This window comes from Halanaerobacter jeridensis, assembly GCF_016908315.1.
GTDB classification, from domain to species: domain Bacteria; phylum Bacillota; class Halanaerobiia; order Halobacteroidales; family Halobacteroidaceae; genus Halanaerobacter; species Halanaerobacter jeridensis.
In genome coordinates this window covers 318,990-332,703 of record NZ_JAFBDQ010000001.1, presented here as the reverse complement: position 1 = coordinate 332,703, position 13,714 = coordinate 318,990, and the positions used below count along the sequence as shown (strand labels likewise).

The following is a 13,714-nucleotide window of genomic DNA, read 5'->3' as shown; positions in this document are numbered from 1 at the left end:
TTCTCCTTTCAGTTACGAAATAAATAACTCATTCATTAATAATTTTAGTAAAATTATTATTGGCAAAATGAGATAACTGCTTAGTAATTTCACTTGTGTCAGCAATATTGACATTATCTACAGCTAGTGAGTTTAAAAATAATTGACCATAACTTTTATTAATTACTCGCTTATCAAAGACTAAAATCCAGCCCTGATCTCTTTGGTTACGGATTAATCTACCACACCCTTGTCTGAATTTAATTACTGCTTTAGGGAGCATATATTCAAAAAAAGCATTTCCTCCTTGTTGATCAATAGACTCCAATTTTGCTTCAATAAATGGCTCGCTAGGAACAGAAAATGGTAGTTTAACAATAATCAAACAACTCAATTGAGTTCCCGGCAGATCAACTCCCTCCCAAAAACTATCTGTTCCCAATAAAACTGATTTTTCTGTATTTTTAAATTGTTCAATTAAATATTGGCGCGGCTTTCTACCTTGGCAAAACAAATGATTGATTTTTAAATCCTCTAATTCTTCCTCCAAACTACTATAAACCTGGTTTAGTCTATAATAAGAATTAAATAATATTAAAGTACGTCCCTCCATAACTTCCACTACCTTTTTTATATTATTTAAAATTTCTCCAATGAATTTATTATTTTTGGGTGAAACTATATCTTTAACAACTCCTACTTTTAGTTGTTGCTTATAATCAAATGGGCTCCCTAAATCTAATACTTCAACTGAACTACTAGTTAAACCTAAATTATTTTTAATAAACTCAAAAGAATTATTAACAGTCAAAGTAGCTGAAGTAAAAATAACTGTTTCTAGTTCATTTAATAACTGCTCTTGTAATTGATCAGCAATATTTAAAGGAGCAGCATGTAAACTATAACTATTAGAGTGCTGCTCTAACCAATATACCTTTTCATTTTCTTCCTCAAAATTAATAATTTCTTTTAATATTTCCTTAGCCTCTCTAATAATTTGCAGCTTTTGTTCTAACATAGTTGTTAATTGCTCATAATTATTAAATTCTTCTTCTCCCAAAGCTAGTATATCTAATAGATCTACTAATTTTTTCTGTACATCAACTAATTTAAATAATATATTTTCAAATTCTACTGCTAAACTATCTTTCCATAATTGATATTCTCTGACCTCTGCAGTTAAACGCAATTTATTTCTAACATTAAATTGCTTCATAAAATTCTCTACCTGAGGGTTAGAAGATTTAATTCGTTCCAACAAATTTTGTAATTCAGGAACTAATTCTTGATCAATCTTATGCAAAACTTGCTCTTTTAATTTCAGAGATAAAACAGTACTTTCAGCTCTGATTTGTAATAAATCTCCACTATTTTTATAAGGGTTATATAAAAATTTAATAGCATCAATCAGCTCTCTGCTACTAATCCGACTACCAATATATCTTGTCGCTATTTCTTCGATATTATGAGCTTCATCAAAAATAACCCTTTGATAATGAGGTAATACTGCCATCTGATCATCAAAATCCCCTTTATTCCTTAAAGAAATATCAGCAAATAATAAATGATGATTAGATACTATAATATCAGCATCCTCCAGTTCATTTCTAGCCTGAATAAAGAAACAATAATTATAATTAGAGCATTTTTTTCTTAAACATAACCTGCTATCTGAAGCAATACCGCCCCATAATTGTTTATTAACCTTAAAATTCAAATCAGATAAACAGCCTGTCTCAGTATTTCGAATCCAACTCTCAAGTTTAGTCAATTGTTTCATTTCTTTGTCGCTTAGTTTACTTGCAGTTTGATAATGATTAAATCTTCTTAAACATAAGTAGTTACCTCTTCCTTTAGCTAAAACTGCCTTACAATTCAAATTATATAAGTTTTGTAAGAAAGGGATATCTTGATTGATTAACTGTTCTTGTAAATTAATAGTATTTGTCGAAATCACAATTTGTTCTTCCTCAGCTAAAGCTAACAGTATACTAGGGACTAAATAAGCAAATGATTTACCAGTTCCTGTCCCCGCTTCAACCAACAAATGTTTTTTTTGCTTAAAAACTCTTGAGATTTCAAGAGCCATAGTCTCTTGTTGCTCTCTATATTCGTAATCATCTAAAAAACTATCTAATCTCCCCTGCGGCTTAAAATAATCTTTAATATTTTCTTCAGTTATCGACTGCTTCATTATATTTACTCCTTACATATTTTATATCTGATTATATTTTAGTATTATATTAAATATTTTCTAATATACCATATCATATTTATAATTTGAAAATCAAATATAATGAAGCTTCTAATCAGAAAAATGGAAGGTATCTTTGCCTTCAGCCTTAGCTTGATATAAAGCATCATCAGCTCTTTTAATAAATTCTTCTTTGCTCTCACTATTTTTATAAGTTGCTCCACCTATACTAACTGTAATCTGTAACTCTAAATCATTATAATTTACAGCTAAACTACGAATTAATTCATTTACCTCTTTTCCTTTTATTTTAAGCCCTACTTTAGTCACCTCCGGTAAAATTATGGCAAATTCTTCCCCTCCATATCGAGCTACAATTTCTGATTCATCTACAAACTCTTGCTTTAATACTCGGGCCACAGAGCGCAATACTTCATCTCCAGCTTGATGACCATAAGTATCATTAAACTGTTTGAAATCATCTATATCAAGCATCAATAATGAAAGATAATGTCTATAATCATACTCTTTCATCTTATCTATTTCTCGACTCAATCTCTTCTGAAAATAACTATGATTATACAATTCAGTTAAACCATCTCTCAGTGCTCTTTTTTCTATTTTCTTTTTTTCTGTAATATCAGTTAGGATTACCATTATTTTACTTTAGTTACTACTTACTACTTTATAATTCAATTTTATATATTTATCATTAATTTTTAACTCCTCAGGTAATAATCCAATATATTTATGTATCTCTTCTTCTTGATTAGCATTAATTAATGAAAATATTTCCTTTAAATTCTCTCTGATTCGTTCTTGCTGTTTAGATTGATTAAAAATTAATCTAGGAAAACTTTTATTCTCAATATCAGTAGCAAAAATATTTCTACATTCTACACTGTACTCTTTATCAACTTTTAAATCTTCACCAAAAGATAAAAATCCTTGCCCAGCATTATTCAATAAGTTTTTCATATTATTAACTGATCTCTCTAAATTACTTCTCATATTATTTAAGTGTTCTACTAAAGTTCCTATTTCATCATTAGAGTTAACAGTTAATCCTTTAATAGCTAAATCACCATTAGCAATTTTTTTAGCAAATTCAACTGTTTGATTAATTGGGTTAGTCATATATTTAGAAATAAGAACTGCTATAATAGTTACAATAAATATTGCTAAAGCAGTAATATAGTACATTTTACGTCTAATTTTTTTTGCTGGAGCTAAAATATCTTCCTTTTGTCCATCTACAATTAAAATCCAACCTAAAGAGGCTATTTTACTATAAGCTCCGATATATTCTTTTCCTTTTCTATTATAATTAACATAACCAGAAGTAGAAATTCTAACTAATCCATTACCACCAGTTCCTTTGTGCTTAGATTTATCTGCTTTTATTTTTTGGAAAAAAGGGGCATCACTATAATCATCTTTAAAAAAATCACTAACCTCAGTATTTTTATCTTCATCTAAACGAGTATCACTATCTAAATCATAATTATTATAAATCATTCCTCCCTGTTTATCTAATAAATATACATTTCCTTCGAAACTAATTGATTCAATCCCCTGCCAGCGAGCGTTCCAAATTTCACGGGCAATAGATTCTTGAGTCATTATTAGTACTTCAACAGTGCTTAAGCCATTGATATTTTTGGTATCTAAAGATTCATTAATTTCCCAAAAGATTTTGGAACTAGTTTGCCGAGACATTAATTTCAAATCGTTTTTAGCCATAGATAATAATGTTTTTTTAAATCTGAGGTAAAAAAACAAGTTAAAGCAATAGATAAAAAAACTGTAATTAAAATAAAACTAATCACTAATTTATTGAAAATACTATCTAATTTAAACATACTATTCAATTTGCTTAAAATAATAATACTCACCCCTTATTCCATCCTGCTAAAAAACTAATATCCAATCAATTCAATATTCCGCGTAATCATTTTGTCAGTTAAAGCCATAGCTTTTTTAGCAGAAATTCGTCCATCCAACAAAAAATCGAGAGCCTTATTAACTGGATTCCATACTACAGACATTTGCAAAACATTAGGCATTAAAATACCATTTTGAGCTTGAATTAGAAAACCTCTACTAAATTCATCATTTTTTATCTTTGGGCTATTTATCACTCGTTTATGAGGCACTATAGAACCAATCATCTCATAATGTTTCATCGACCATTTGGCATTAGTAATAAACTTAATAAAATCAGCTGCTAATTTCTTATTATCAGATTTATGGGGAATATAATAACCTTTAACTCCTACAAATGGTTTAGGGGACTTCCCATTAGATAGTTTAGGAATTGGACTTACGGCAAAATCAATCCCTGCTTCTTTAAATCTATTACGTCTCCACGGACCAACTAAAACTGCTCCTGCCTTACCCTCAGCAAATAAATGTACAACTTGCTTTTTCTGAATGTTTTGCGGCACCACACCCTCATCTTTAAATTTCTTAATCAATTTTGCTCCCGCTATACCTCCCTCATTATTAAAGCCAATATCATTAATATTATAGCTACCATCTTCATTTTTACCAAACACATATGCTCCATGCCCTAATAAAAAGGGCGCTGCATAATAAAAGTTAGTATGATAAAATAAAAATCCATACTGCTGTTGTTGGAGATCAGTTTTAGTCTTGGCTAATTCTATGAATTCTTCCATCGTATCTGGTATCTCATTATACTTATCTTTATTATAAACTAAGGCTAGAGCCTCGTAAGAATATGGCAAACCATAAATCTTATCCTGATAACTTAAGGCCCTAATTGATTTATCAGTGAAATTATCTTTAATATATTTAGTACTTATATACTCTTGAATTGGAGTCAATAGCCCTTCAGATACAGCTTTTCCAATATCATCATGAGGCCAACCTACTACATCTATATTATTTCCCGCTACCTCTTCTAAGCGAAGTTTTTCTAATTGTTCTAATTCACAAATAACATTTAAATCAATTTTAATTCCTGTTTTATTTTCATAAGCTGCTACAGCTTTTTTCATCCATATTTGTTCTTGACTATTACCTACCCAGACCTCTAATTTTCTTGCTGATACCCCTCCTGTAAATAAATAAATTAGCATCATTAAAAAAATTAAATTAACTAATATAATTTTTCTCATTATTTTGCTCCTCCTTTTTTAAATTCTAACTCAAACTTCCTATAATCAATTTCTATACATTTAAATTTCTAGAAAAAATTACATTTCCCTGCAATTTAGATGGTAAAATTTAAATATTTTTCTTTATTTTAATAATATTGTTCAAATTAACTTAAACAATAGTAATCACATCCTGGGTTATAAAATCAATTTGAAAGCAGGAGGTTATTAATTTATCTAGTATAATTTAATATAAAAGGGGGAGAATAATGAAGCATATAGTTATTATAGGAGTCGGACGTTTTGGAACTGTAATTGCAAAAGATTTATATCAAAAAGGTCATGAGGTTTTAGCAATCGATCAAGATAATGAAAGAGTTCAAAAAATAAGTTCCCAGGTCACATATGCTGTTCAATCTAATTTCACTGATACTAAAAGCTTAGAAACCTTAGGTATTAATGAGTTTGATATAGGGATTATTGGAATTGGAAAGAATTTATATGATAATTTAGCTGCTTCACATATTCTTAAAAAACATAATATTCCTTATGTGATTGCTAAAGCTAAAGACAAACTTCATGGGGAATTACTAAAAAAAATAGGAGTAGACAAAGTTGTCTACCCCGAAAAAACCGTAGGAAGTAAAGTAGCTGAAGAAATATATAGTGACGAATAATCTATTATTGTGAAAAATCTTTAAGACATTGATAAATGTCTTGTTGACCATAATTTTGAGCTAGTTCAAGTGCTGTACAACCTGCAGCACTTAAATTATCTATATCTGCATCAGCTGCTAACAATAACTTAACAATTTTATCTTCTCCTAGCATTATCGCCCACTGTAAAGCTGTATAACCAGTTTGATCCTTAATTTCTGTTTTAGCTCCTAAAGCTAATAATTCATCTACAACTTGGCAATTACCTGAAATAATAGCATAAATTAAAGGAGTACGTCCTTTTTCATCGGTATAATTTAAATTAACTCCTAATTTTATTAAATCAGAAATCAAATCAAAATTTCCAATTAAAGATGCAAACAACAAACTTCTCTGCAACTCATCATTTTCGGTAGTAGGTTTTACTGTTTCTAACAAAAAACTTTTATCTCCAACCACTGAAATAACATCTAAAGCTAAAGCCCAACTCTCTACTGCCCATAAAGAAGCATATTCTGTAAAGGCATAATTCATCTTTAATCTTTCTTTTAACTGCACAATTAAAGACTGCAGAGATAGTTTGTTCTTCTCTTTAAAGTTCAATAATTCTTGGGGCACATTTTCTTCTACAGCTGTACTCAAAACAAAAACTTCTCGCTTATACTGACCGCAAAAATCATTTAAAAAACTCCGGCAGCGACTTTTGCTCTGATATAGTTTAGCACCATATTCTTTTATTAAACTTAACAATTTATAACGTGGGAAATCTCTCATAGAACCACCTTTAATATATTATTTGCCCATAACGATTACCAAAATTAATCTCTACCCCTGAGGCTAAAACAACACTTTTACCAGGTTCTACTTCTTTAATTTGACTAGCTTTAGTAGTTACCCGCCACTTTTTATTATCTAAATTTTTCAACCCCCAAATCGATGGATCCCGCGGATGCTGAACTACTTCAGCTAATGGTTGAGAAAAATCACGTTTGCTTGTTGATTTTAAATGATGGGGATATAATTTAGCTTCATGAGTTAACATCACTGTATTTTCAATTGCATCATCTATATTAATTCTATATGGTAATTCTAATTGCTGCTTACAATTCCAACACTGACCCGGTCTTTCAACACTCATCTTAGCAGGGTCAAAAAAATTTTCTGCACCACAGTGGGCACAATAAAAAATAGAATCTCTTAACCGCAGCATTATTTTTCTCCACTGCCCCTCTCTTACTCGTTGATTAGGATTATTCAATCCTTTAGTAAAAGATTGAATAAATAGTTTCTTAACAAACTGAGGATAAAGAGGCCAACTTAACAGAGCATTTTTATGTTCACGAGGATCAGGTTGGTTTGAACTATCCTGAGGATCAAAGATAAAAACTGGCTCTTCTCCATATATCTTCTTCATAGCAGGTAAATCAAAACATCTAATTTGGCTCTCTTTTTTTCCATGTAAAGGATGATTATTAATAAATATATAAAATAGCAACACTGCTAATGAAAATAAATCTGTATTAGTACTCGGTTTTTTCTCTCCTCTTACTACTTCAGGAGCCATAAATCTCTGGGTTCCCAATACTGAAGCTTCACTCACTCCATCAATTCCTACATTATCATTATCGCAAATTAATATATCACCAGTTTGAGGGTCAAAAAATATATTATTAAAATTAATATCACGATAGCAATAACCGCGGGAATGAAGTTGGCGATAACTATCTGCTAACTGATAAGCAATCGTACATAACACCTTAAAACTAGGTTCTACTCTCCGAGCAACTAATTCTGAAATGCTTTTATAATTTTCTGCTCTTAAATCCATAATATAGCCAAAACCAGCTATTTTATCTGATACTGCTAAATCAAGCGGCCATAAAAATCTAGAACACGGTGCTCCAATTCTAATCAATTCTCTAATCATTTTCCGTTGTTTGATCGTAGCCTTATTAGGCTTATACCACTTCAAAGCTAATTTGCACCCATCTTTTTCTACTTCATAGACTTGACCTTGAGTGCCATCGCCTAATTTTTTATTTATTTTATAATATTTATTTGCTAGTTCCATTTTTACTTCATCACCTAGTTGCGGCATCTTCTTCATTCAACCACTCCCTTCCTTTTCTCAATATTTTCATTTATAATCTTCATCAAATAAATTTTGATTATAGACTAATCCTAAAGTTATATCATCTCCACTACCCTGCTGTGAAGTCTTTTCTAACCACTGGCTTAAATTTTCATTAATATATTCAATACCATGGTGTTTAGCTAAATCAATAAAATCATCTATTACTTTAAAATAATCTTTATCATTACGAAAAGAATTGATATAACCATCTGTTGATAGTAATATAAACAACGGTAACTCTTCTGAAAACGGAATTAATGATATCTTTACTTTATTACTAGCTTCTGACATACAAAGAGAATTAGTAGCCGGGCCAAACTGTTCTTCAGCAGCAAACAGCATCTTTTTTCCGTCTTCAGCCAAAATACTAATATTTCCGTCTCCTAATTGAAAGTACAAGCTAAATTTTTCAGTTATCAACACTATTAATAATGTAGCCCCGTAAGCCTTAATATAATTATCTTCTATCTTTTTTCGTTTTGCTATTCCTTTTTCTTCTTCAAGCTTCATTAATTTAGCTTGTGCTACTCGATCTAAAGAAAATAAATTATTCTGATAATGTTCTTTTACCTTATCTCGCCATTGATTCACTATTCGCTGTGGTAATTTATCTTTAACTCTAGTTTTTATTTTATTTAACATATCATCAGTTAAATTTCCTACATCTACTTCTTCTAACATTATTTCTACTGCAGCTTTTACAGCTAATTTAGAACCAATCTCACTGCGAAAGTGTTTCAAACTACCATGCCCATCAGACACAGCCATAACTAAATTACCATTCTCAGTTTCCCATTTAATAGCATCTTGATTAGGCAGTCCTCTCCGACCATGATTAGCTCCTTTAATGGAGGCTCCAGTGACAATCCAGTCTTTAATCCCCTTCACTTTATCCTCATCTTGCACAAACACTAAAACACATCCACATCTGAATCATCATCAGTATCAGAGTGAGGTTGCGGTTGAGCGGGAAGGGCCACATTGTCACTTTCTTCAACTGCTCCTTCTGAACTACCTGTAGAAGCAGATTTAACTACTTCGGTAGAAGCCCATTTAATATAAGCTGTCAATTCTTCTGAATTATTAGCTTTTAATGGTTCTAACTCTGGATTATCAATAAATTTATTTAAAACATCCATATCTGCATCATCACCAATAGCAATTGCTATTTTAACGGCCTTTTGCCCCCAAGGAAGACTTAATAACTCCTCTAATCCAGATTCAAAATCATCAGTCGGCTGTCCGTCAGACACTAAAACTATTACTGGCGGCAAGCCACGATTAGTCATCTCTGCAGAGTCTAATTTTCCAGCCAGTAAAGATAGTGCCTCACCTAAATCAGTAACTCCATCTGCTTCTAAATCTTCCCAAGAAAAATCTTCAACTGAAACCGCATCTTCAATATGCCATTCTGCTCCATCAGAAAATTTTAATGCTCGCACTAATAATTCAGCATTAGGGTTTTCTGCTGCTACTTTTTTCATTTCAGGAATTGCCTCTCTAATTGCATTATTTAAAGATTGTATTTTCCCATTAATTGACATCGAACCTGAACAATCAGTTAACCAAAAGAAATGTAATTCTCGCTTAGCAAGTTCACCACCAGGTAACGGCATTATTAATCATCCTTTCTTAATTAAGTATATTTTACAATAGTTATATTTTTTATTACTGCCTTTATATTATATTTAGACAAAAGTTATTATTTTCCTACCCAAAATATCGTTTATTAACATTTAAATTAAAATAATAATCAATTGAAAAAAATTAATCTCCCCCTATGATTTAAGTACTAACCAACAGTAATTAGCTCTTAAACTACTTATTCAACTCTACAGTCTTCTAATCATAATTAATATTTTAACAAATTAATCGAAAATTATAATAACACTATAAACACTATAAATCTTAACAATTATAAATAATCTAATTTTGATTTTTAATATAAAAAAGGAGGAGGATTATCATGGCAGACTATGATATTGAAAAAGTTAAGCGATTATCTAAAGCTCCTAAAACAGATTACTTTAAAAACCCTAATAAAAAGCAAAAACAGAAAAAACAAAAGAAAAAGACAACAACTAGTTTTTGGGATGTACCCTCCCAATATACTACTGACGATAATTCAGATTTAAATTATGATTATTTAGAATTAGAAAAGAAATTAAAAGTAGCTACTAAACAATGGGGAGTAGAAAATATTTCAAAACAGATTATAGAACTAATTAAAAACTATTATCATAAATTCAAGCAAGATAATCCCAATAATAATAATTTTACTCTATTAGAAACGTTTTATCCTTTAGCCGAAACGGCATTAAAAAAGGGATATCAACAAACTCAAAATGTCTTACCACCTCTGCCTCAAGATATAAAAAAATTAATATTAGCTACTTATAGCCAAAGTATTGAAAAATTAAAAGTTTGGCGCGAAAATAAACTTAGCCAAATACAAGAAGAAACTACAGAGAAAACAGTTGAACCACCCCCAGTTGAAAAATTAAGCAAAGACATTTCCAACTTAATGATAGAGCAAGGAATTTATTTAGAAGAACAGAAAGTTCATCATCCAATTATTAATACTAAACGATGAACTTATGCAACTATTATATATTCTTTCAACTTTTAAAATCACTCCTGAGTAAAATCATTATTCTTTATTACCAAGCTATCACTAACATTCTTTTGCTCAGGAGAATCCAATTCATTATACACTCCTACCATAGTTGAAATCCCAAAGGGCTGAGTAATGAAAACATTACCTAAAACTATACCAAAAATCATTCCCGCAACATTAATTAGCATTAAGATTACATTCAATAAAAATAACTTTCCTACTACCCCATCAGTGATTTTCCAACTACACTCTACAGCTTTAAATAATTTAATATTATTATCTATAATAAAATAAGTAGTGAAAAACAAACGCATCACAATATAAATAACTAATAATAATACTACTATAATCAAGGCCCCAACTACCACAACATTTTCATAAGCCATGCCTAGTATAGTAGCTAATAAGACTACAAAAGCTCCAATGATTAACAACCCTAACAATCCCACTATTAATATTATAAAATGAAAAAGCAATAATTTAAGTACTATCTGATAGTCTAAAAAGATATCGCTCACTTTTATTTCTTGCTTATTCCTATGGGCCTTTAAAGCAATCTTTTTAACTCCATAATAAAGTATCATAGAAATAATATTTAAGCCAAATAAAATTATAAAAGATAATACTGAAATTAAAATATTAACTTCCATTGCTAAATTAGTATCAATAGTTCCAATCAAAGAAGTACCTAGATTCAAAAGAAAAGAAATCAAAGAAACTACTAAAATAATAGCCATCGCACCAGCAAAAGTCTTGAAATGCCCCTCTAAATTATTCCATCCTGTATCAAGTGCTTCTCTGATAGAAAAGGTTTTAGTCTCCATGATACCACCCTTTTAATTTGCAATTTTATTTTTTAGTTTTTGATAACTAATATAAATAATTAATAACGAAACACCTAAAATTAAGTATGCTATTAATCTTTTTACTCCTACTAAAAAAGATAAATCATAAATGAAGAATTTAAACATAACTAATACTAAAATCCCTAATCCCAGTAACCTAGCATAAATAAATTTACGATAGAATCCATATAAAATATAGGCAAAAGCAATAGCAAAGTAAAAAATAGTTACAGCTAAACCAGCAATGGGAACATCAAATTGAATAGTTAATATTAAAGTCAAGTAAAGAACACTAATACTCCCTAATGATAAGGGATAAAATTCTAAATTATATTTATATTTTTCTAAAAAAGCGATTATTATTTTACGCATATTAATTAACATAAAAACATTGCTTAAAATTACTAATCCCCAATATGAATACATCTGAAGCAAAGAACTATTGAAAATCAAAGGAAAACTTAAAGTCGCATACATACATATAAAATCCCCAATTATATAAAAGGAAACACTAATATAATCTATTAATTTATCATTTAATAATTCTATGTTCTGCAAAGCATAAGCTAAAATAAAGTTAATAATAACAACTAAAAAAACTGCATAATCATTAAATTCAAAAGAAAAATACATTAAATAACCCCAAGCACTGACTACAGCAAAATACTTAAAATAAATTAATATTTCCCACTCTTTGCTATATTTAGTCACTTCCATTTTCTTAACCAGCAATAAATAAGCAGTTATTAATCCTCCTTCAAATAACCAAATTAACGCCCACCACTTGAGTTTTAATTGTACTACCGGAATTAAAATTAAAAAAATAACACTTAATATTTTAGAGATTTTTTTCCATTCTAAATTACTATACTTCCCTAAAGACATTCTTCTATCTATACCCCAATAAAATAATGCAAAAGCAAAAGGAATAATTCCTATATAATCATTAAAATAAGTACTCCCCACTAAATAATAGAGAATAACAAAACTGATCAAACTATTAATTCCTAATAAAATTTGATTTATAAATTGAAATAAAGAATGGTAATGACTCAAAACATAAAACAACATTAGGGAAAAAATAATAAAACTAAGTAAAGTATAAATAACATTAACTCTAATTGCTGTTGAGGTCAATTGTGCATTATTATAAACTATATTAAAAATCTGTAAAAGTATAGGACTATAACCCCCAATCAAAGCAACTATATATATAGATTGAGAATAATGACGCACTACTAAATAAAGAGCAAATAACGTCACTAATGATACTGCTAACAAATTGTTGCCCCAAAACTTAAAACTAGCAAAATAGAGAGTGAATAGACCTATAATCATTAATCCTCGGGCTATCTTTTCTTCTTTATTCTGCTGTTTATGAGGCATAAACTCTCCTATACCGACACCACTAAGTCCTAGCAAATAAATGAAAGCTATTTTTAAATGTTGATTAAAGTAATTCATATAGGCATAACTTCCTAAAGAAGCTATACTTATTACAATAACTATAAAACTCAACTTTTTAATCCAATCTAATCCTACTTTTTCTGTTAAATCATTTTCTTTTCTTCTCTTTTCAAGATCTTTATCTTCTACTTCTCGATTAGCTAATTCTTCTTGCCCCTGCTGATAATAATTTTTTATTTCTACTCTTTCTTCTTCAAATTGTTTTTTTCTATATTTAATTCTTTTATCAATCTTATCTGTTAATTGCTCAATATCGCTCATTATGTCTTCTTTATCATTTGATAAACTAGCTTCAACTTTCTTATCTAATTTAGATAATTTACCCTTTACTTCATCTTCTAATGCAGTTAAACGATCCTTATAGTCATTAGCTCGAGCTGAAAAATATAACTCTAACTTTTTTCGAGAAATTTTCAATAATTCCATTCGCTCATCTATAATCTGTTTTTTCAGCCCTAAACGCAGGCGCTCATTCCTATCTCTTAAATCATAAAGATGTTCTTCTAAATCCCTTAACTCTCTTTCATACTTTCGTAATTCCTGGTTCAAATCTTCATTTTCCTTAATTATTTCTTTAACATCATATGATTGCAGCAATAATTCATAGTCTTTAGTTAATTGATTTTGTTTTTTAATTAATTTTTCCAACTGTTCTTGGTCCATAGTAAAATCCCCTCTCTTCTAAAAATAAGAGGTGCT

12 protein-coding genes are annotated in these 13,714 nt (G+C 29.6%); 2 read left to right on the top strand and 10 right to left on the bottom strand.

Annotation, left to right across the window (positions count from 1 at the left end):
* Window positions 1–28: 28 nt before the first annotated feature.
* The 4 genes from JOC47_RS01625 to JOC47_RS01610 all read right to left on the bottom strand — a co-directional run bounded on the left by JOC47_RS01625 (window position 29) and on the right by JOC47_RS01610 (window position 5,316).
* A complete protein-coding gene (locus JOC47_RS01625) occupies window positions 29–2,173 on the bottom strand; it encodes an ATP-dependent DNA helicase (RefSeq protein WP_204700209.1) in 2,145 nt (714 codons plus the stop codon).
* Window positions 2,174–2,284: 111 nt separating this feature from the next.
* The gene (locus tag JOC47_RS01620; protein ID WP_204700208.1) at window positions 2,285–2,830 is read right to left on the bottom strand and encodes a GGDEF domain-containing protein; all 546 of its coding nucleotides are present in this window, start codon (window positions 2,828–2,830) and stop codon (window positions 2,285–2,287) included.
* Window positions 2,831–2,839: 9 nt separating this feature from the next.
* The gene (locus tag JOC47_RS01615) at window positions 2,840–3,796 is read right to left on the bottom strand and encodes a HAMP domain-containing protein (protein WP_204700207.1); all 957 of its coding nucleotides are present in this window, start codon (window positions 3,794–3,796) and stop codon (window positions 2,840–2,842) included.
* Window positions 3,797–4,092: 296 nt separating this feature from the next.
* Window positions 4,093–5,316: an extracellular solute-binding protein gene (locus JOC47_RS01610; protein WP_204700206.1), complete on the bottom strand. Its 1,224-nt coding sequence runs from the start codon at window positions 5,314–5,316 to the stop codon at window positions 4,093–4,095.
* A gap of 248 nt (window positions 5,317–5,564) precedes the next feature.
* Here JOC47_RS01610 and JOC47_RS01605 point away from each other — a divergent pair, with 248 nt between their 5' ends.
* Complete coding sequence (locus JOC47_RS01605; protein ID WP_204700205.1) at window positions 5,565–5,972, top strand: potassium channel family protein; 408 nt, start codon at window positions 5,565–5,567, stop codon at window positions 5,970–5,972.
* 4 nt (window positions 5,973–5,976) lie between these two features.
* Here JOC47_RS01605 and JOC47_RS01600 read toward each other — a convergent pair whose 3' ends face one another.
* The 4 genes from JOC47_RS01600 to JOC47_RS01585 are packed head-to-tail and all read right to left on the bottom strand — an operon-like array spanning window position 5,977 to window position 9,702.
* Window positions 5,977–6,726: an ankyrin repeat domain-containing protein gene (locus tag JOC47_RS01600; RefSeq protein ID WP_204700204.1), complete on the bottom strand. Its 750-nt coding sequence runs from the start codon at window positions 6,724–6,726 to the stop codon at window positions 5,977–5,979.
* Window positions 6,727–6,736: 10 nt separating this feature from the next.
* Entirely contained in the window at window positions 6,737–8,059 is a 1,323-nt protein-coding gene (locus tag JOC47_RS01595; protein WP_204700203.1) for a serine/threonine protein kinase, read from the bottom strand.
* 30 nt (window positions 8,060–8,089) lie between these two features.
* Window positions 8,090–8,998 carry a protein phosphatase 2C domain-containing protein gene (locus tag JOC47_RS01590; protein WP_204700202.1) on the bottom strand — a complete coding sequence of 303 codons (909 nt, stop codon included), beginning with the start codon at window positions 8,996–8,998 and terminating at the stop codon, window positions 8,090–8,092.
* Window positions 8,998–9,702 carry a vWA domain-containing protein gene (locus tag JOC47_RS01585; protein ID WP_204700201.1) on the bottom strand — a complete coding sequence of 235 codons (705 nt, stop codon included), beginning with the start codon at window positions 9,700–9,702 and terminating at the stop codon, window positions 8,998–9,000. Before JOC47_RS01585 ends, JOC47_RS01590 begins: the two co-directional genes overlap by 1 nt.
* Window positions 9,703–10,052: 350 nt before the next feature.
* On the opposite strand from JOC47_RS01585, the gene JOC47_RS01580 reads away from it, so the two are divergent.
* Complete coding sequence (locus JOC47_RS01580; RefSeq protein WP_204700200.1) at window positions 10,053–10,679, top strand: hypothetical protein; 627 nt, start codon at window positions 10,053–10,055, stop codon at window positions 10,677–10,679.
* Between the two features lie 38 nt (window positions 10,680–10,717).
* Here JOC47_RS01580 and JOC47_RS01575 read toward each other — a convergent pair whose 3' ends face one another.
* Together JOC47_RS01575 and JOC47_RS01570 are read right to left on the bottom strand one after the other, a co-directional pair.
* Window positions 10,718–11,527: a hypothetical protein gene (locus JOC47_RS01575; RefSeq protein WP_204700199.1), complete on the bottom strand. Its 810-nt coding sequence runs from the start codon at window positions 11,525–11,527 to the stop codon at window positions 10,718–10,720.
* Between the two features lie 12 nt (window positions 11,528–11,539).
* Window positions 11,540–13,678, bottom strand: coding sequence for a DUF2339 domain-containing protein (locus JOC47_RS01570; protein WP_204700198.1), 2,139 nt, complete (start codon window positions 13,676–13,678; stop codon window positions 11,540–11,542).
* Between the last annotated feature and the right edge of the window lie 36 nt (window positions 13,679–13,714).